Genomic DNA, 18,265 nt, shown 5'->3' on the forward strand with positions numbered 1-18,265 from the left:
CCAGGAAGCAACCAAGAGGCCGGCTTACGAGGCATGGCGCGAGGCCCTTACGGCCGCCACGCACTTCAGTTGGTATCAGAACGGCAGTTTCATGCCGGCGGGCAGGCCCAGACCACCCATCAGTTCCTGGGTCTTTTCCTGAATTGCCTGCTCGACCTTGGCACGGGCTTCGGTGTGGGCGGCAATCAGCAGATCCTCGAGGATCTCCTTTTCCTCTTCCTTCAGAAGAGACGGATCGATCGACAGCGACTTCAGATCGCTCTTGCCGTTGAGACGTACGGTGACCAGGCCGCCACCGGCCGAGCCTTCGGCCTCGATCTCAACGATCTGCTCCTGCAGCGAGCCCATCTGCTCCTGCATTTGCTTGGCCTGTTTCATCATCTTGAGGAAATCCATGGAACGACTCCTTCCAAACCCTCACATGGCGCGGATTTCCGCGACCTTACCTATCTGGGAACTGCATTTAGAAGAACAAGAAGCGCGGATCAATCGTCTTCGTCATCCCCGAGCGCTTCGCTCAGGAGCGGATCGCTGACCATCGGGTCGGCCAGAGCAGCGTCGTCTTCTTCGGTGACCTGAACCTTCACGTCGACAACACGGGCACCCGGGAACTGCGCCAGCAGGGCAGCAACGGTAGGGTGCGACTTCGCGTCGGACAGGAGTTGCTGCTGGTTGGCCTCCTGCTCCTCGTGGATGGTCGGGCGTCCCTGATTGCGGGAAACCACGACAAACCAGCGCTGTCCGGTCCATTCGGTCAGTTTGCGGCCGAACTCGCCGGCGATATCGGCCGGGGCGTCGTCCGTCGGCTGGATCTCGATCTTGCCGGGTTCGAATTTCACCAGTCGCATGAGGCGCTGGATCTTGACCTTGAACGGAATGTCGCCCTTCTCGGAAGCAAGGGCGGCGCAATCGTAGAGGCTCTTGAGATTATACGCCGGCTGAGCCTGCGGTTCGGGCGCGGCTTGCGGCACTCCCTGAGGCGCAGGCCTGCCACCCTGGATGGCCGAGAGCTGAGGACGGGCGCTTGCCTGCATGGTCGGGCCACCGCCCGAACTGCCGGGCGCGTAGTTCATGCCGACAGCCATGGCGGATGTACCACCGCCACCACCGGCAGGTGCTCCGCCACCACCGGATGGTGCCGCACCGCCAAACGGGTTCTGGCCATTCTTGATCTGTGCCATCAGGTCGCCCGGATCCGGCAGGTCCGCGGCATAGGCAAGGCGCACCAACACCATGTCCGCAGCGGCCAGTGGCTTGGACGCGGCCTGAACTTCCTGGACACCCTTCAAGAGGATCTGCCAGGCGCGGGACAGAAGCCGAACGGAAATCTGCTCTGCAAACTCCCGGCCGCGCGCCCGTTCAGCTTCGGTCACGGACGCTTCGTCAGCCGATTTCGGCGCAACCTTCATCCGCGTGACCAGGTGCGTGAAGTCCGCCAGGTCCGTCAGCACGATGGCCGGATCCGCACCGACCTCATATTGCGCCTGCAGTTCGCCCAGGGCGTCCTCGATCCGGCCGGCCATGATGTGACCGAAAAGGTCTATCACCCGGGCACGGTCCGCAAGACCCAGCATCTGACGCAGGTCTTCCGCCTCGATGGCGCCGGCGCCATGGGCCATGGCCTGATCGAGCAGGGACAGGGAATCGCGCGCCGACCCCTCCCCCGCACGGGCAATCAGCATCAGGGCTTCGTCGGAAATCTGGATGCCCTCGGCATCGGAAATCCGGCGCAGCAGACCGATCAGCTTGGATTGTTCGATCCGGCGCAGGTCGAAACGCTGGCAGCGCGACAGGACCGTGATCGGCACCTTGCGGATCTCCGTCGTCGCGAAGATGAACTTCACGTGCTCCGGCGGCTCTTCAAGGGTCTTCAGCAGACCGTTGAAGGCGGCGTTCGAAAGCATGTGCACTTCGTCGATGATGTAGACCTTGTAGCGCGCCGTTGCCGGGCGGTAGCGGGCCGCATCGATGATTTCGCGAATGTCGTTGATGCCGGTGTGGGAGGCGGCGTCCATCTCGATGACGTCGACATGGCGGCCTTCCATGATGGCCTTGCAGTGCGTGCCTTCCTGGGTGAGCTTCACCGTCGGCTTGTCGGCAACGCCCGGCACTTCGTAGTTTAGGCCCCGCGCGAGGATGCGGGCGGTGGTGGTCTTGCCGACACCGCGCACCCCGGTCAGCATCCAGGCCTGCGCAATCCGCCCGGTTTCAAACGCATTTTCCAGCGTCTGCACCATCGGCTCCTGGCCGACCAGATCCTCAAACGTCTTCGGCCGGTACTTGCGCGCAAGAACGCGGTAAGCACCATCGTCGGTCGCCGGTTTCACCGCGCCCTGATCCGCCATCAACCCCGGCGTCTGCCCGCCGTCACTTTCGGAAAAGCCTGTCTCGTCCATGAGCCGCACCATAACCATTTTTTCGAAAAGTGGGACGGGCTTTTGAAAGTTTTTGTGCGTCGGACTGCCCCGGGCCGCAATACCTTCAGGGAACCCTTTGCCCAAGCCACGCATTGAGTAACTGCTGGCCGTTATTTTCAGCCGGTTTTCATCAGGGAGACGATATGTCTGGAAAACTCTCGCACGACCTGTTCAGCCTCTGGTTCCAGGCGCCTGTCGTCATCGCCCTGCGCTGCCAGAACTGGACCGCAAACCTTGCGTCGGGCACGGCCTGGACCAATCCGGAGCTTCATCGGATGATCAGCGAAAAGGCTGCAGCTGCGACGGAAAGCGCGCTTGCCATGAACAGGGCGCTGCTACGTGATGGAATGACGTCGTTTCAGCGGCACTGGCTGGGTGGGCAATCAATCGCGGCAAAGGGTACGCGGCCCTATGCGAAGCGTGTCCGCGCAAACGCCAAGCGCCTGAGCAGGAAACCGCGGTAGTTATCCGATTTCCTCAACCCTGATATCTGTCCGGCAACAAAAACCGTTGCCTTGCGCCTGGCGACCCAAGCCGCGCGTCCGAATACCACGTTGCCATCAACGCCCTTGAGCTGAGATCCGGGTTCTTGGCAAGAAATTCGCCGAAGGTTTCATGCGGCGTCTCGGCCATCCGCTCCGACAGGATGCCCAGGAAGGCCAGGGTGATGGTGGTGTTGTATTTCTCCGGCACGCCTGCTCTGGAGGCAAGGCCACGCAAGGCGTTGCCATATCGGCAAGCCGCTTCCAGAAACTCGTACTTCTGCAGCATCCGGCAGGCAACGCCGATATGGTCCACGTGGCTGAAGCCTTTTGCATCCAGCTGGCCAGCTTCGAAGCGATCGGAAAGCTGCGCGTAATCCCTAAGCTCCAGCATTTGTCTCGTCCTTCAGTTTGTGGCTGTCGGCCGCGCTCAGATCGAGGTCGTAAACGCTCTTGAGTTGCCGGATCTTGTCCAGTGTCTCCTTCGAAAACGGCGGCTTGTTCTCAAAAGCATGCAGCGCCATGCCCTCGATCAGGTCGCCAAGACTGATGTCCAGATGTTCGGCGAGTCCTTTCAGGACTTTCAGCAACCGTTTTTCCAGGCGCACACCGGTTTGAACGCGCTCAACTGATTTTTCCATCTTGTTATCATGGTACCAATGTACCAGATAAGTCAACTTGTCGATTTGAGATGCGGAGAGCCCGAGCCTGAAAAACAAAAAAGCACCGCGGAGAACCGGCGGTGCTTTTTGGTAAAGCTGATGCTTTTCATAGGGTGGGAGGCTGGCACGGCGACCCGTGCCGAGGCTCGTTAGGGCTGCTTCCTTCCGGACCTGACCCGGTTGGCGAGTGGCTCGTCCACCACCAACCTCCCGAGGGCCTTATATCAGAAGAAGGATGGGGTTTGGCAAGAGGGCAACACGGTTTTTTGTGCGCCGGGAAATCACACTCCCAAACCCGCCACGAAGCGTGTAGCCTTCGGGAAATTCTGCCCGGAGTGTTTCATGTCATCCTTTGCCCTCAATGCCCGTCTCGAAGGCGACAGCTACTTCGTCAGCGATCTGACGCTGTGCACCGTCCGCCTGCTGAAAGATGCCAACTATCCCTGGCTCATGCTTATCCCGCGCCAGTCGGACCTCGTCGAGATCATCGATCTGGAGGAGGCTGACCAGATGCAGTTGATGCGAGAAATCGCCCTGGCCAGCCGGGTGCTGCGCGAAGTGACCGACTGCGAGAAGCTGAATGTCGGCGCGCTCGGCAACCAGGTGTCCCAACTGCATGTCCATGTGATCGCCCGTTACCGGGACGATCCGGCCTGGCCCGGGCCGGTCTGGGGTGCGGTTCCGGCGCAGGAGTATTCCCACGACAGGGTGGAAACCCTGATCGAGAAGTTGCGGGATACCCTTGCCGGTGACGACGACTGACTGCCGGACCGGTCCAACATCCTGCCTCGTAGCTGTTTCAATCTGCATTCAGATGTGATCGGCGGCATCGGCAGGAAGCGGTTTCTCCAAGCTGGAAAATGCACTACGTGAAGAACCAGCATCTTTTGACCTCCCGCCCCTTTCTCTTCCAAGGACTTTGACATGAACGCCAACCCCGCCGGTTCCCTGGCCATGGAAATGAGTTTCCTCGGCAACACCCTTGACCGGCAATCGACACGGCGTGGCGATACCGCCTATCTGGCAAGTCTTCTGGAAAAGCCCGATACGCGCATCGTGCTTTCAACGGACCGGACATTGGTCTTTGCCGCGGACGAAAACCTTGCCGCCGGGCATCGTCTGGAGGTCGCCCTTTCGCTCGGAGCCGTGCGGGAGGAGATGATTTTCCTGGGACTGCGCCCGGAAAACGGCGAGGCCCTGTTCGCAACGGCCTTGCCCGCAACAGACGAAGACCTTGCGGATCGCACGGACCTTCAGCTTATCGACTTGCGCACCCTTGCCCTGCAGAACGCATTTGCACCGCAGGACATGGGCGCACTTGCCCAGGCCCGCGCCCTGATCCACTGGCATCGCACGCATCAGTTCTGTTCGCGCTGCGGTGAGAAAAGCCATCTGTCCGAAGCCGGATACCGTCGTGATTGCCCGTCCTGTGGCGGCCAGCATTTTCCGCGCACAGACCCCTGTGTAATCATGCTGATTACCGACGAGAGCGGAGACAAGGCCCTTCTGGGCCGCCCGGCCCGACTTCCGGAGGGCATTTACACCACCCTTGCCGGTTTCATGGAACCGGGAGAAACAATCGAACAGGCCGTGCGGCGCGAAACGCTGGAGGAAAGCGGGATCATTGTTGGCGACGTCCGTCTGATTGCCAACCAGCCCTGGCCGTTTCCGGCGAACCTGATGCTCGGCTGTATCGGCAAGGCAACCTCCTTCGACATCGTTATCGAGGACGACGAGCTTGAAGCCTGCAAATGGTGCGACCGGGACGAAGTGCGGCAAATGCTGGCCGATACGCATCCCGAGGGTCACAAGATACCACCTTCGATTTCCATCGCCTTTGAACTGATCAAGGGCTGGCTCGACGGAACGCTCTAATGACCTGGTGCGCTTACCTGACCCATCCGGAAGTCCTGATCGATCCGGACGTTCCCGTTCCCGAGTGGGGCCTGTCGGATACGGGCCGGGAGCGTGCGACGAAAGCCACCGTCCTGCCGTTTGCCAAGGACATCCGACAGGTAATCTCCAGTGCCGAAAAGAAGGCGCTTGATACCGCGCAGGTCTTCTCCGGCCGCCTCCGCGTCTTTCAGCGGTCGCTTCCGTTCCTGCACGAGAATGACCGGAGTGCGACCGGCTTTCTGCCACCAGAAGAGTTCGAGCGGACCGCAGATCTTTTCTTTGCCGATCCGCATCACTCCGTTCGCGGCTGGGAACGTGCGATCGACGCCCAGGACCGGATCGTCAATGGTGTCAAAAGCGCCCTGCGCCACATTCCCGAGGAAGACCCGGTCCTGTTCGTCGGTCATGGCGCCGTCGGCACCTTGCTGATGTGCCATCTGATGGCCGCACCGATTTCCCGCCATCACGACCAGAGACGCGGCGGCAGCTGGTACCGCTTCGAGAAATCCTGGCTGATGAGCCAGGCCGGGGGCAATTTGGCTTGGACAGAACTTTAAGCACGGTCGGACGAAGACCCGGAACATGTTAGGCTGCCCAGACCTGTCGTGATCCGGGAGCCCGATGTGATCTGCCGTTTGCCGAAGCTTGTTCTTGCGACCCTGAGCTGCCTCGCCGTTACTTTGCTGCCCGCCAACGCGGGCCAATATGATGCCCAATTCCGGCAGTTCCTGTCTTCGGAAGTTGCTCCGGCGGCGCGCCAGCAAGGCATCTCCCAGGCAACTCTCGACCGGGAACTGAAAGGTCTGACACCCGACACCTCCCTGCCGGGGCTGGTCGGGCCGGGCGGCAAGGGCACGCCGCCCAAGATCAACTTTCAGGCCGAGTTCGGTTCCCCAAGCCGCTACTTCCGGGACAGCCAATTGAACGCCCTTGTGCCGCGCGGGCGATCGCTGATGCAGAAACACGCGGCCGTGCTGTCGCGGATCGAAGCGAAATACGGTGTGCCCAGCCGGATCATCCTGGCCATCTGGGCAAGGGAATCGGGCTATGGCGGGGCCAAGATCCCCTATGACGCCATCCGTGTTCTGGCGACGCAGGCCTTCATGGGCCAGAGGCCGGACTTCTTCAAAGGCGAATTGATCGCCGGATTGAAGATCCTGCAAAATGGCGACGTATCCAGGCAGGGCATGAAAAGCTCCTGGGGAGGCGCCATGGGTCAACCGCAGTTCCTGCCGTCTTCCTTCTGGAAGTATGCGGTCGATTTCGACGGTGACGGCAAGCGCAACATCTGGACCTCCGACATCGACACGATGGCCTCCATTGCCCATTATCTCTCGGCGCATGGCTGGGTAGCTGACCGCGACTGGGGATATGAAGTCCATCTTCCCGACAACGTCTCATGCACGCGGGAAGGTCCGGACAACCGCCAGAAAATTTCCGACTTCGTGCGTGAAGGCGTCAAGCGCGTCAGCGGCAAGCCTTTCCCGGCCAATGAAGTCAACCGGCCGGGCAACATCCTGCTGCCTGCCGGCCGCTACGGCCCAGCTTTCATTGCCACGGAAAACTTCTACGTCATCAAGGACTACAACGAGAGTGACACCTATGCGCTCTTCGTCGGTCACCTGGCGGACAGGTATGGCAACAACAGCGGTTTTGTCGGCGACTGGAAACCGATGAAGGAAACAACCAGAGGCGCGGTACGGAACCTTCAGCAGAGGCTTGAGGGACTGGGGCATGACGTTGGCGGCGCCGATGGCCTGATCGGCTTCAAGACCCGTCGATCCATCGGCAAGGACCAGGAGAAGAACGGCTTCTTCGCGACTTGCTGGGTCGGCTAGAACACACCCTGACCGCTCTCCTGGGTTGTGTTTCAAGGTGCCCGCAAAACTGCCGTTTCCAGGTAGAAGTATCCCGTGACCAAGCGCCGCGGGACGCCCGTTTCAACAAACAGTTGATTTTGGGCGTGCAGTGCGGAAGACTGTTTCCACATCCTTCCTTACTGCTTCTCCGGTGCCTTCATGCGGCTCCCCAAGATCGTTACCACATTGCAGGATTATTCCCTGCCGCTCTTCCGTGCCGACCTCGTCGCCGGGATCACCGTTGCCATGGTTGCCCTGCCGCTCAGCCTGGCGATCGCCATTGCTTCGGGGGCCGATCCTGCGAAAGGGCTGGTAACGGCGATTGTCGGCGGGTTCTTCATCTCGCTTCTCGGCGGCAGCCGGGTGCAGATTGGCGGGCCGACCGGCGCTTTCATCGTGGTGGTTTACGGCGTCATTGCCGATCACGGGTACGACGGGCTGGTGCTGGCAACCTTCATGGCGGGCATACTGCTATTGATCGGCGGGTATTTCCGGATCGGCAGGCTGATCCGCTATGTGCCGGAAGCCGTGGTCAACGGGTTCACCATCGGCATCGCGATCATCATCGCCTCCAGCCAGATCAAGGATTTCTTCGGCCTTCAGATCTCCGAGGTACCGGCGGACTTTCTGGAAAAGCTTCCCGTTCTCTGGGAAGCACGTGACACCGCGTCGCTGGCCGCCAGCGGACTTGCCCTGGTCACGCTGGTAATGATCGTCGTCCTGCGCCGGATGGCTCCGGCCTTTCCGGGGCTGATCGTTGCCGTGTCACTGGCCTCGCTGGCTGTCGTTCTGGCCACCCTGCCGGTAGAGACCATAGCCTCGCGCTTCGGTGCCCTGCCCAACACGCTGCCAGTTCCGGCACTGCCGAGCGTCACTGTCGAGCGGGTCGTGGAGCTGTTTCCATCCGCCATCGTGATCGCGTTCCTTGCCGGTGTGGAATCACTTCTGTCCGCGATGGTGGCCGACAGGATGATCGAAGGAAGCCACCGCCCCAACGCCGAGATGCTGGCACAGGGAACCGCCAATATCGCGTCTGCCCTTTTTGGCGGCCTTCCGGCCACCGGTGCCATTGCCCGCACGGCCACAAACGTCCGTGCCGGTGGCAAGACGCCGGTATCCGGGCTGGTGCATGCGCTTGCCATCTTGCTGATCATGCTGATTGCGGCCCCCCTGGCCGGATACCTTGCCTTGCCCGCCATGGCGGCCTTGCTGGTTCTCACAGCCTGGAGCATGAGCGAACCGCACAAGTGGAAATCTTATCTGAGCGCCCCGATGGCCGACCGCATGTTGCTGTTGACCACGCTGATCCTGACGGTCCTGATCGATCTGACCGTTGCCATCGGCGTGGGCGTTTCAATCGGTCTTGCCCTCAGGCTGCGTGAACGCAAGAAGCAGCCGGACGACTGGTCGATGCCGGAACGCTGACACGGCCGATCACCGCCTGCAGGACATTCAAAACACAAGGTTTTCAGCTGGAATTCCCAATTTCCCCTTTGGTTACGACCGGCCAAAGGCCTGATGCCGCGTGTGCGTCATATATTTTCTGCTTTCATTTATTATTGTTTTACGATAATTAATCGCTGCAACTTAAATTGGAGCCACTCCTCATGTCTGTTTTGTCGTCTTGCGGCGCGAACCCTCGGGTGCGCGCGAGAACCCTTCTTGTTGCTCTTTTTCTGACGGCCTTTGGCACCGCATCGTCCCTTGCGGACCCACTCGACCGGTTCAATCCCGCCACGACCGACCCGGACCTCTTCCGGCTAGCGGTCCGTCATCCCGACAGAATGAAGGTTCCGGATGGAGCCGCAACGGTTCAAGTTGTCCTGTCCGACAAGGAAACCGGGCGCGTTGTCCAGGAAAAGCGGATCCAGCTGCAAAGGACCACAACCGGCGAACAGGCAGCTGAAGTGCGTACGGAGGCACCGGAAACCGTGGTGACTGTGTATCGGATCCCGGCAAAACAGGTGGCTGAATTGCGAGCACTGCAGGCCAAGTATCTGGCCATGCCCCTGTCTCGTCAGCAAACGATTGGCGGATCCCTGTCGATCGACGTCACCGGCTGCAAACTCGATGTTGTCGATACCGGCGAGATGCTGATTTCGACTTATCTCAAGACATCGGAACTGGAGACCTTCGTGGCTCTGGCGGAGAGTTTCGACCTGCGAAACACGCAGGCTTCAAGCCGCAACGACCTCGAGAACTCGATCCCGCCCTGTTCATGACCGGGGAAGCGGGCAAGGTCTCCCCAGACCTTGCCCACCCTTGCCACGGACAATCACACATTCCTGTCTTCGGATCGAAACGTACTTCCCATGTCGACACCTTTTTCAAGCCGCTCGCTGCTTGCGGTTATGCTTTGCCTGCCCCTGTTTCTGTTGGCTGCCTGCAGTCATGTTCCAGTTGCCACCATGGTCAAACTGGCAAACTTCGACCTTCTGAAAACCAACCCGGCAGGCTTGCGGGTTGCCGTCAGATATCCGGCCAGCATCCGTATCCCGGAAGGCGGAGCGCGCATGATGCTGACGGTGAAGGACAATAAGACCGGCAAGCTGGTTATGGAGGAGAAACTTGCTTTCGTCCGCGTTTCGTCCAAGGCCGAGCGGGCGGAGCTGAGCGCCGAACTGCAGGAAGGCCGGCGGATTGCGATCTACCGGCTACCGGACAATAGAATCCCCGCCTTCAAGGCCTTTCAGATGTACCTTCTGACAATGGACAAGGCGGAACGGGACAAGATCGAAGGCAATATGGAAGTCGGCGTCGACGGCTGCCTTGCTTTCGAGCACCGGCCCGCGCGTATCCTCGTCAGCACCTATCTGAAAGCGGATGAGCTGGGCGGCTACATACCACTGCTGCGCGATGTCGATCTTGAGGAACAGATGGCTGACGGCAAGAACGGCGTCGATGGTGGCCTGCCGCGTTGTCCGGACGCCCGCGCCGCTACTGAAGAATAACGGCTCAAGCGAGTTCACTGTCCGTCCGTCGAGACCGGCAGACGGCACACCTTTGGACGAGGCAGCGCATGTGCCCTGCCCGGTCCAACAGGATTACGCGCTCACCACACCTTCCGGTGCGGCTTCCAGGCGGAAGGCGGCAGCCATCAGGGCCTTGGTGTAATCAGTCCGGGGCGCATCGAAGATCTGTTCGGAGGCGCCCTGTTCCACCACCTTGCCCTGACGCATGACGATAACCTCGTTGGCCAGGGCGCGGACAACCTTCAGGTCGTGTGAAATGAACAGATAGGCAAGACCGTGCGCCTTCTGCAGATCTCGCAACAGATCGACCACCTGGGCCTGGACACTCATGTCGAGGGCTGAAGTCGGCTCGTCCAACATGACGAACTTCGGTTCAAGAACCATGGCCCGTGCGATGGAGATGCGCTGACGCTGGCCTCCTGAGAATTCATGCGGATAGCGATGCCGGGTGGACGCATCGAGCCCGACTTCCTCCAGGGCCTTGGCGACCTTGCGGTCGCGCTCATCGGCCGAAATACCGGGGAAATGCACCTGCAGGCCCTCACCGACGATTTCAGCCACCGACATGCGCGGGCTCAGCGCACCAAAGGGATCCTGAAACACGATCTGCATGTCCCGGCGCAGCGGGCGCATTTCCTTCCAGGAATTCTTCTGGATTTCGGCACCGTTGAAGGCAATCCGCCCGGTGGAGGAAATCATGCGCAGGATCGCAAGACCGAGTGTCGTCTTGCCCGATCCGCTTTCGCCGACGATCCCGAGCGTCTGGCCCTGCCGCACTTCCACATCGATTCCGTCCACCGCCTTGATGTGGTCGACGGTCTTGCGCAGGAAGCCCCGCTTGACCGGAAACCACACCTTCAGATCGTCTGCCTGAACGACAATCGGCTTGCTCTTGTCCGTCGCCGGTGGTTCGCCCTTGGGCTCAGCAGTGAGAAGGTGCTTGGTGTAGGCGTGCTGCGGCCGGTCGAAGATATCGGCGACCGGTCCCTGCTCGACGATCTTGCCCTTGGTCATCACGCAGACCCGGTCGGCGAACTTGCGCACGATCCCAAGGTCGTGGGTAATGAACAGCATTGCCATGCCGTGGCGGCGCTGAAGGTCCTTCAGCAACTCCAGGATCTGCGCCTGAACCGTGACGTCGAGCGCCGTGGTCGGTTCGTCGGCAATCAGCAGATCCGGTTCGTTGGCCAGCGACATGGCAATCATCACGCGCTGGCGCTGGCCACCGGAAAGCTGGTGCGGATAGGAGTTGAGACGTTTTTCAGGATCGCGGATGCCCACCTGGTTGAGCAGTTCCAGCACGCGCTCACGCGCCTTTGTATCGCTCATGCCCCGGTGGATCTTCAGAATTTCCGAAACCTGCTTTTCCACCGAGTGCAGCGGATTGAGCGAGGTCATCGGTTCCTGGAAAATCATCGAGATGCCGTTGCCGCGCACCTTGCGCAGTTCGGCTTCTTCAACCGCCAGAAGATCCTGACCGTTCATCAGGATTCTGCCGGAGGGGTGCGAGGCTGCGGGATAAGGCAGAAGCCGCAGGACCGACTGAGCGGTTACGGACTTACCCGAGCCGCTTTCCCCCACCAGTGCGACGGTCTCACCCTTCTTGATGTCGAAGGTGATCCGGTCGACGGCAAGGTTCTTGCTGCCGCCTTGGGAAAAGGCGACGGACAGGTCTTCTACGGAGAGGAGCGTTTCTTTTGTCATCTTGTGTTCCTCACCCCAGACTCTTGCGCGGGTCGAACGCATCACGCACTGCCTCGCCGATAAAGATCAACAGGCTCAACATCAGTGAAATGACCATGAAGCCGGTGATCCCGAGCCAGGGCGCCTGAAGGTTGTTCTTGCCCTGCGCCAGCAGTTCGCCAAGTGATGCCGACCCTGGCGGCAGGCCGAAGCCGAGGAAATCCAGCGCCGTCAGGGTGGAAATCGAACCGTTGAGAATGAACGGCATGAAGGTAAGCGTCGCCACCATGGCGTTGGGAAGCAGGTGCCGCCACATGATCACCGGATTGGAAACGCCGAGTGCCCGGGCTGCGGATATGTATTCCAGGTTCCGGCCGCGCAGGAATTCCGCGCGTACGACACCCACAAGCGCCACCCAGGAAAATGCCAGCAGAATGGTGAAAAGGGTCCAGAAGCCGGGCACCAGAAACGACGACACGATCAGGATGAGGTAAAGCGTTGGCACCGCCGTCCAGATCTCGATGAAACGCTGGAACAGGAGATCGGTCCAGCCGCCATAATAGCCCTGCACGGCCCCTGCCGCGATGCCGATGACGGAGGATGCCAGCGTCAGCGCCAGGCCGAACAGAACGGAAATCCGGAAGCCGTAGACGAGACGCGCAAGCACATCCCGGCCCTGGTCGTCCGTACCGAGCCAGTTCCAGTTGCCCATGACGCAATTGGGATCTTCCGCGCCAAGCGGATAGCGCGAGCAACGCTTTTCCTTGTCCATCGTCCAGGAGGGAGGTGCAGGTGCCGGGACCGGAATGTCATTGTTGACCGATCGGTAGGAATAACGCACCGGCGGCCACAGCATCCAGCCGTTGGCGCTGATCTCTTCCTGGATGAACGGATCGCGGTAGTCGGTCACCGCCAGGAAGCCGCCGAACTTTTCTTCCGGGTAATCGACGAAGACCGGCGCAAGCAATTCGCCGTTGTAGGAAACAAGGATCGGTCGATCATTTGTCAGGAATTCTGCCAGCATGGCCATAACGAACAGCACCAGGAAGATCCAAAGCGACCAGTATCCGCGCCTGTTGGCCTTGAAGTTCACCAGCCGCCGCTGGTTTATCGGCGAGAGGCGTGCCTTGGAACCCTTTGCCGGGACGACAAACGCTTCGCGATCATCCGTTACAGCTGCCTCGAAGTAGGCCGCCCTGGACCTCTCTCGGCTTTCGGCTTCATATCCGCCAGCCTCATGTCCGCCACTGCCGGTCTCGTAGTTTGCACTTCCTGCATCACTGTCTGAATCGGTCGCCATCGATCAGACCTCCCTGCTTTCGAAGTCGATCCGAGGATCGATCCAGGTGTAGGTCAGGTCGGAAATGAGGTTCACCAGAAGGCCCATGAGCGAGAAGATGTAGAGGGTTGCGAAAACAACCGCATAGTCGCGGTTGATCACCGATTCAAAACTGAGCAATCCCAGGCCATCGAGCGAGAAGATCGTCTCGATGAGGAGCGAGCCGGCAAAGAAGGACGAGATGAAGGCCCCCGGAAAACCGGCCACCACGATCAGCATGGCGTTGCGGAACACATGTCCGTAAAGCACCTGGCTTTCCGTCAGTCCCTTTGCCCTTGCGGTGATCACGTATTGCTTGCGGATTTCATCCAGGAACGAGTTCTTGGTCAGCAAGGTGGTGGTGGCAAAGGCGGACAGGGCCATGGCCGTCAGAGGCAGGGCAAGGTGCCAGAAATAGTCGGCGATCCGGGCAGGCCACGAGAGCTGTTCCCAATTGTCAGACACCAGCCCCCGCAAGGGAAAGATATCCCAGAAGGAGCCACCGGCGAAAAGCACGATCAAGAGAACCGCAAAGAGAAAGCCTGGTATGGCGTAAGCCACGACGATGACACCGGAGGTCCAGACGTCGAACCGCGAACCGTCGGAAACGGCCTTGCGGATCCCGAGCGGTATCGACACCGCATAGGATATCAACGTCATCCAGAGGCCGAGCGAGATCGAAACCGGCAGTTTTTCGGCAATCAGATCGATGATCTTGATGTCGCGGAAATAGCTTTCACCGAAATCGAAGCGGGCATAGTCGCCCAGCATCTTCAGGAAGCGTTCCAGCGGAGGCTTGTCGAAACCGAACTGCGCTTCCAGTTCCTTGATGAATTCCGGGTCGAGCCCCTGGGCACCGCGATATTTCGAACTGGCCGAGTCTGCAGTTGCGCCACCACTGCCACCGGAGGCGTCGTTGCCGCCCCCCAGCATGTCGCTGCCACCACCGCTGATGCGCGATGTCGCCGAAACGTCCGTTCCCTGCAACTGGGCAATGACCCGCTCGACCGGACCACCTGGCGCAAACTGGATGATGACGAAGTTGATTGCCATGATCCCGACCAGCGTCGGTATCATCAGCAGCAAGCGGCGGAGGATGTAGGCGCCCATGGAGTGTGTGCAGTCCCTTTTGTCTTGGCCTTCTGGAGCGGGCCCGAGGTTTCGCTGGAAATATTACCCGGCTTTGCCGAGTTTTTCCGCCTTTTCCTTGTCTATCCACCACAGTTCTTCAACCGGAAAGAAGTAGCGCGGAGTTTCTTCGGGAAAGCCGTAGACATCCCACATGGCAACAGTGTGGACGTTCTTGAACCATTGCGGGATCCAGTAATGACCGGCCCGCAACACGCGGTCGAGGGCCCGCGCCGCGTTGGTCATCTCATCGCGCGTTGTCGCCGCGATGGCCTTGTCGATCAGTGCATCGACAACCGGGCTGGATATGCCGGATGTGTTGTAGGTGCCCGGAATTGTCGCCGCCTTGGAGCCCCACATCTCGCGAATGGTATCCGACAGTGTCGGCGAAAGGCTGAGCCTGCGGCTGGCGATATCAAAGTCGTAGTCGTTGAGCCTGGCTTCATATTGCGCCGGATCGACGATCCGCAGGCTCGCCTTGATGCCGAGCCGTTCCAGGTTCTTGATCATCGGATTGACGATCCGTTCGTAAGCGGCGGTGTTGTTCAGGAACTCGATCGTCAGCTGATTTCCGTCCGGGCCGATCAGGTCGGTCCCCTTCCGGGTAAACCCGGCTTCGGCCAGAAGTTCGCTCGCCCGTTTCAGCAGCTTGCGGTCATTGCCGGATCCATCGCTGACGGGCTGCATAACCGCTTCGCCGAACACAGCCTCCGGCACCTGGTCCCGGAAGGGCTCCAGCAAAGCGAGTTCCGCGGCCGAGGGCATCCCCTCCGCCTTCATGTCGGAGTTTTCGAAGAAGGACTGGGTTCTCGTATAAAGCCCGTAGAACAGGTTCTGGTTCGACCATTCGAAATCGAAGGCGTATCCAAGAGCCTCGCGCACGCGCGGGTCCTTGAACTTGTCGAGCCGGGTGTTGATGAACCAGCCCTGCGCCCCTGACGGCCGGCCATCGGGAAACTCGCGGCGGATGACCTTGCCTTCTTCCACAGCCGGAAAATTGTACTCCGTCGCCCAGTTCTTGGACGTGAATTCCTCGCGGTAGAACGTCCCGCCCTTCTTGAAGGCTTCGAATGCCGTCTGGCGTTCGCGGTAGAACTCCACCCGTATAACCGCGAAATTGCAGTGCCCGACCCTGACCGGAAGATCCTTTGCCCAGTAGTTTTCGACCTGGTGATATTCGACATAGTGACCGACGGCATGTTTTCCGACCTTGTAGGGACCGGAGGACAGGGGCGGTGTCAGGGTCGATTGCTTGAAATCGTAGGCGGTGTAATACCGCTTGGAGAAGATCGGATAATCGGCCGCAACGACGAGCGGCAGGTTGCGCGACTGCGAGCCGTCGAACTGCAGCGCGACCTTGTGTTCGTCCAGAATGACCGCGTCCTTCAATGACGACAGCGGCTGGCTGAGCATGGGGTGACCGTCGGCCTTCAGAAGCAGAAGCGAAAAGGCAACGTCCTCTGCAGTCAGTTTGGAGCCGTCGTGAAATCTGGCTTCAGGCCTCAGACTGAACGTGAAGACGTTGCCGTCCTCCGACACCTTTACCGTTTCCGCCAGCAGGCCGTAGACCGCGTCCGGCTCATCGTAAGCACGCACCATCAAGGTGTCGAAACACAGCTCCATGCGGGGCGGGGCATCGCCTTTCAGGATGAAGGCATTGAAAGTGTTGTAGGTCAGGACATTCTGGTTGAAGTACCAGTAAGGCGCCTGAAACGAGAAGGTCCCGCCTTTCGGAGCCAGCCGGTTGACATAGTCGAACTGGGTGAAGTCCGGTCCGTATTTCAGGTCGCCGAATACGGACAGGCCGTGTACGGGGCCATCCGGATAGGCGGTTTGTGACGCGAAGGCCGTGGACACCGGCCAGGGCGCTGCCGACGCAAACGCCGCGGCGCTGCTCATTTGCAGGAAACGGCGCCGGGAAGTCGTCAGAGCCCCACTCATCGCGCGGCTCCCGTCTTGGCGGCCAGGGCCTCGTCGTACCACCAGATGGTCGGGAACCCGGTGCTGTATTCCGGCATCTGTTGCGGATGGCCGAAGCGGTTCCAGCGTGCCGTGCGAGTTTCGTCGGAATAGAACTGCGGCACTACATAATGGTTCCACAGCAACACGCGGTCGAGCGCGCGGGTGGCAGCCACCAGCGTTTCCCGGTCTTCGGCAAAGATGACCTTGTCGATCAGCTTGTCGATCGCGGGGTTCTTGATGCCGGCATAGTTGGCCGAACTTTCGTTATCAGCAGATTCAGACCCCCAGTACTCCCGCTGCTCGTTTCCGGGCGACAGGGACTGGCCGATCGCCAGGACCACGGTGTCGAAATCACGGCTGCGGACACGATTGACGAACTGTGAGGTATCGACCAGACGCAGGATCGGCTTGATGCCGATGGCTTCCAGGTTCTGCGAATACGGCAGAAGAGTGCGTTCGCTGGCCTTGTCACGGTAGAGGAATTCGATGCTGAGCTGTTCGCCGGTTTTCGGATCGACCATCTTGCGGTCTTTCAGCTCATAGCCGGCCTTGCGCAGCAACTTGACGGCTTCACGCAGGTTCGCGCGCACGTTCTGCGGATTGCCGCCAACCGGGTTCTTGAATTCTTCCGTGAAGACTTCGGGCGGCACCATGTCCCGCACTTCCTCCAGGATCTCCAGCTCCTTGCCCTGCGGCAGACCGCTGGATGCCAGTTCCGTGCCGGCGAAATAGGAATTGACCCTCTTGAGAAGATTGGCGGAAACGATCTCGTTGGTGGTTTCGAAATCGTAGGCATAGTTCAATGCCTGACGGACATCAGGGTTCTGGAATTTTTCACGGCGCTGGTTCAGGAAGAACCCCTGCATGACGCCCCTGGACTTGTCCGGGAAGATTTCCTTCACCACCCGGCCATCCTTGATGGCTGGGAAGTCGTAGCGCTTGGCCCATTGGCTCGAGCTGCGCTCGGTATGGAAGTCGTACTGGTCACCCTTGAAGGCTTCGAACTGCACGGAATCATCGAGGAAGGAGATGTAACGGATCTCCTCGAAATTATCGGTGCCGACGCGGATCGGCAGGTCCTTTCCCCAATAGTCCGGCACGCGCTCGTAGATCACCTGTCGGTTGGGCGAGAACTCTTTCATCTTGTAGGCACCGGAACCGAGTGGCGGCTCCAGAGTGGTGCGGGAGATGTCACGCTGTTCTCCCTTGCTGTTCGTGCCTTCCCACCAGTGTCTGGGCAGGACAGTCAGCTGGCCCATGATCTTGGGAAGCTCGCGGTTTCCGCTGACATCAAAGGTGAAACGCACGGTGCCATCGCCGACAATCTCGGACTTCTGGACATTCTGGAAGTAGTACTTGCGCTGCGGGTCCAGCTCGATGGACTTTTCGAACGACCAGATGACATCGTCGGCGGTTACCGGCTCGCCGTCATGCCACCTTGCATCCGGGTTGAGCCTATATTCGACCCAGGAATAGTCGTCGGGAAAGCGGACCGCTTCGGCCAAGACGCCGTATTGGGCACTGATGTCCTCTTCGTCCAGAGAGGGCTCCATCAGGCTTTCGTAGATATTCAGGATGCCGGGGGCGATATTGCCCTTCTGCGCCAGAATGTTGAACGTATCGAAACCGCCGCTGGCGGCTAGCCGAACCGTGCCGCCCTTGGGGGCATCGGGATTGACGTAATCGAAATGCCTGGCGTCAGCGTCGTATTTGGGTGTTCCGTTGAGGGCGGCCGCGTGATGCCATTCCGGTTCAGCCGCGAAAGCCGGTACGGATCCGATCCCCGACATCACCACCACACTTGCCAGTGCAAGCCCAGCTGCGGCCCGCTTCCCTACATGCCATTTGAACACCATCGGCTTCTCCGTCCCCTTCCGGTTCCTGAA

Annotated in this window: 17 protein-coding genes and 1 other RNA gene; 8 read left to right on the forward strand and 10 right to left on the reverse strand. The window is 60.0% G+C overall.

Annotated features, from left to right (window positions below):
* Positions 1-75: 75 nt before the first annotated feature.
* Positions 76-396 (reverse strand): YbaB/EbfC family nucleoid-associated protein, encoded by a 321-nt coding sequence (locus HEP89_RS05880; RefSeq protein ID WP_006935456.1) that lies wholly within the window; start codon positions 394-396, stop codon positions 76-78.
* A gap of 89 nt (positions 397-485) precedes the next feature.
* Positions 486-2,345, reverse strand: coding sequence for a DNA polymerase III subunit gamma/tau (locus tag HEP89_RS05885; protein WP_209014492.1), 1,860 nt, complete (start codon positions 2,343-2,345; stop codon positions 486-488).
* A gap of 215 nt (positions 2,346-2,560) precedes the next feature.
* Here HEP89_RS05885 and HEP89_RS05890 point away from each other — a divergent pair, with 215 nt between their 5' ends.
* Entirely contained in the window at positions 2,561-2,881 is a 321-nt protein-coding gene (locus HEP89_RS05890; RefSeq protein ID WP_168691528.1) for a hypothetical protein, read from the forward strand.
* Between the two features lie 13 nt (positions 2,882-2,894).
* On the opposite strand, the gene HEP89_RS05895 is transcribed toward HEP89_RS05890, so the two are convergent.
* The 3 genes from HEP89_RS05895 to ffs all read right to left on the reverse strand — a co-directional run bounded on the left by HEP89_RS05895 (position 2,895) and on the right by ffs (position 3,772).
* Entirely contained in the window at positions 2,895-3,293 is a 399-nt protein-coding gene (locus tag HEP89_RS05895; protein ID WP_168691529.1) for a hypothetical protein, read from the reverse strand.
* The gene (locus HEP89_RS05900; RefSeq protein ID WP_022999047.1) at positions 3,280-3,540 is read right to left on the reverse strand and encodes a hypothetical protein; all 261 of its coding nucleotides are present in this window, start codon (positions 3,538-3,540) and stop codon (positions 3,280-3,282) included. The genes HEP89_RS05895 and HEP89_RS05900 overlap by 14 nt, the downstream gene beginning before the upstream one ends.
* Before the next feature lie 134 nt (positions 3,541-3,674).
* Positions 3,675-3,772, reverse strand: an RNA gene (gene ffs, locus HEP89_RS05905) — signal recognition particle sRNA small type.
* Positions 3,773-3,903: 131 nt separating this feature from the next.
* Here ffs and HEP89_RS05910 point away from each other — a divergent pair.
* From HEP89_RS05910 to HEP89_RS05940, 7 genes are all read left to right on the forward strand, one after another.
* Positions 3,904-4,323 (forward strand): HIT family protein, encoded by a 420-nt coding sequence (locus tag HEP89_RS05910; RefSeq protein ID WP_168691530.1) that lies wholly within the window; start codon positions 3,904-3,906, stop codon positions 4,321-4,323.
* Between the two features lie 162 nt (positions 4,324-4,485).
* Complete coding sequence (gene nudC / locus HEP89_RS05915) at positions 4,486-5,436, forward strand: NAD(+) diphosphatase (protein ID WP_168691531.1); 951 nt, start codon at positions 4,486-4,488, stop codon at positions 5,434-5,436.
* Positions 5,436-6,014, forward strand: coding sequence for a histidine phosphatase family protein (locus tag HEP89_RS05920; protein ID WP_168691532.1), 579 nt, complete (start codon positions 5,436-5,438; stop codon positions 6,012-6,014). The genes nudC and HEP89_RS05920 overlap by 1 nt, the downstream gene beginning before the upstream one ends.
* 66 nt (positions 6,015-6,080) lie before the next feature.
* Positions 6,081-7,295, forward strand: coding sequence for a lytic murein transglycosylase (locus tag HEP89_RS05925; protein WP_168691533.1), 1,215 nt, complete (start codon positions 6,081-6,083; stop codon positions 7,293-7,295).
* 180 nt (positions 7,296-7,475) lie between these two features.
* Complete coding sequence (locus tag HEP89_RS05930; protein ID WP_168691534.1) at positions 7,476-8,741, forward strand: SulP family inorganic anion transporter; 1,266 nt, start codon at positions 7,476-7,478, stop codon at positions 8,739-8,741.
* Positions 8,742-8,923: 182 nt separating this feature from the next.
* Positions 8,924-9,538 carry a hypothetical protein gene (locus tag HEP89_RS05935; protein ID WP_168691535.1) on the forward strand — a complete coding sequence of 205 codons (615 nt, stop codon included), beginning with the start codon at positions 8,924-8,926 and terminating at the stop codon, positions 9,536-9,538.
* Between the two features lie 90 nt (positions 9,539-9,628).
* Positions 9,629-10,267 (forward strand): hypothetical protein, encoded by a 639-nt coding sequence (locus tag HEP89_RS05940; RefSeq protein WP_168691536.1) that lies wholly within the window; start codon positions 9,629-9,631, stop codon positions 10,265-10,267.
* A gap of 93 nt (positions 10,268-10,360) precedes the next feature.
* Here the strand turns inward: HEP89_RS05940 and HEP89_RS05945 are convergent, their stop codons facing one another.
* The 5 genes from HEP89_RS05945 to HEP89_RS05965 all read right to left on the reverse strand — a co-directional run bounded on the left by HEP89_RS05945 (position 10,361) and on the right by HEP89_RS05965 (position 18,235).
* A complete protein-coding gene (locus HEP89_RS05945) occupies positions 10,361-11,992 on the reverse strand; it encodes an ABC transporter ATP-binding protein (protein ID WP_055659277.1) in 1,632 nt (543 codons plus the stop codon).
* A gap of 10 nt (positions 11,993-12,002) precedes the next feature.
* Complete coding sequence (locus tag HEP89_RS05950; protein WP_022999056.1) at positions 12,003-13,271, reverse strand: ABC transporter permease; 1,269 nt, start codon at positions 13,269-13,271, stop codon at positions 12,003-12,005.
* Positions 13,272-13,274: 3 nt separating this feature from the next.
* Positions 13,275-14,399, reverse strand: a complete 1,125-nt coding sequence (locus HEP89_RS05955; protein ID WP_022999057.1) for a microcin C ABC transporter permease YejB — start codon at positions 14,397-14,399, stop codon at positions 13,275-13,277.
* Between the two features lie 63 nt (positions 14,400-14,462).
* On the reverse strand, positions 14,463-16,358 hold the full coding sequence (locus tag HEP89_RS05960; protein ID WP_197923147.1) for an extracellular solute-binding protein: 1,896 nt from the start codon (positions 16,356-16,358) through the stop codon (positions 14,463-14,465).
* Positions 16,355-18,235, reverse strand: coding sequence for an extracellular solute-binding protein (locus HEP89_RS05965; protein WP_077291021.1), 1,881 nt, complete (start codon positions 18,233-18,235; stop codon positions 16,355-16,357). The genes HEP89_RS05960 and HEP89_RS05965 overlap by 4 nt, the downstream gene beginning before the upstream one ends.
* Positions 18,236-18,265 lie beyond the last annotated feature (30 nt).

The organism is Labrenzia sp. 5N, from assembly GCF_012395805.1.
Lineage (GTDB): Bacteria > Pseudomonadota > Alphaproteobacteria > Rhizobiales > Stappiaceae > Roseibium > Roseibium algicola.

Bases quoted from the DNA above. Each gene is read 5' to 3' on its own strand.
- nudC (WP_168691531.1), top strand. From the start codon at position 4,486: ATGAACGCCAACCCCGCCGGTTCCCTGGCCATGGAAATGAGTTTCCTC.
- HEP89_RS05890 (WP_168691528.1), top strand. From the start codon at position 2,561: ATGTCTGGAAAACTCTCGCACGACCTGTTCAGCCTCTGGTTCCAGGCG.
- HEP89_RS05955 (WP_022999057.1), bottom strand. From the start codon at position 14,399: ATGGGCGCCTACATCCTCCGCCGCTTGCTGCTGATGATACCGACGCTG.
- HEP89_RS05945 (WP_055659277.1), bottom strand. From the start codon at position 11,992: ATGACAAAAGAAACGCTCCTCTCCGTAGAAGACCTGTCCGTCGCCTTT.
- HEP89_RS05900 (WP_022999047.1), bottom strand. From the start codon at position 3,540: ATGGAAAAATCAGTTGAGCGCGTTCAAACCGGTGTGCGCCTGGAAAAA.
- HEP89_RS05880 (WP_006935456.1), bottom strand. From the start codon at position 396: ATGGATTTCCTCAAGATGATGAAACAGGCCAAGCAAATGCAGGAGCAG.
- HEP89_RS05935 (WP_168691535.1), top strand. From the start codon at position 8,924: ATGTCTGTTTTGTCGTCTTGCGGCGCGAACCCTCGGGTGCGCGCGAGA.
- HEP89_RS05895 (WP_168691529.1), bottom strand. From the start codon at position 3,293: ATGCTGGAGCTTAGGGATTACGCGCAGCTTTCCGATCGCTTCGAAGCT.
- HEP89_RS05950 (WP_022999056.1), bottom strand. From the start codon at position 13,271: ATGGCGACCGATTCAGACAGTGATGCAGGAAGTGCAAACTACGAGACC.
- HEP89_RS05885 (WP_209014492.1), bottom strand. From the start codon at position 2,345: ATGGCGGATCAGGGCGCGGTGAAACCGGCGACCGACGATGGTGCTTAC.
- HEP89_RS05920 (WP_168691532.1), top strand. From the start codon at position 5,436: ATGACCTGGTGCGCTTACCTGACCCATCCGGAAGTCCTGATCGATCCG.
- HEP89_RS05965 (WP_077291021.1), bottom strand. From the start codon at position 18,235: ATGGTGTTCAAATGGCATGTAGGGAAGCGGGCCGCAGCTGGGCTTGCA.
- HEP89_RS05960 (WP_197923147.1), bottom strand. From the start codon at position 16,358: ATGAGTGGGGCTCTGACGACTTCCCGGCGCCGTTTCCTGCAAATGAGC.
- HEP89_RS05910 (WP_168691530.1), top strand. From the start codon at position 3,904: ATGTCATCCTTTGCCCTCAATGCCCGTCTCGAAGGCGACAGCTACTTC.
- HEP89_RS05930 (WP_168691534.1), top strand. From the start codon at position 7,476: ATGCGGCTCCCCAAGATCGTTACCACATTGCAGGATTATTCCCTGCCG.
- HEP89_RS05940 (WP_168691536.1), top strand. From the start codon at position 9,629: ATGTCGACACCTTTTTCAAGCCGCTCGCTGCTTGCGGTTATGCTTTGC.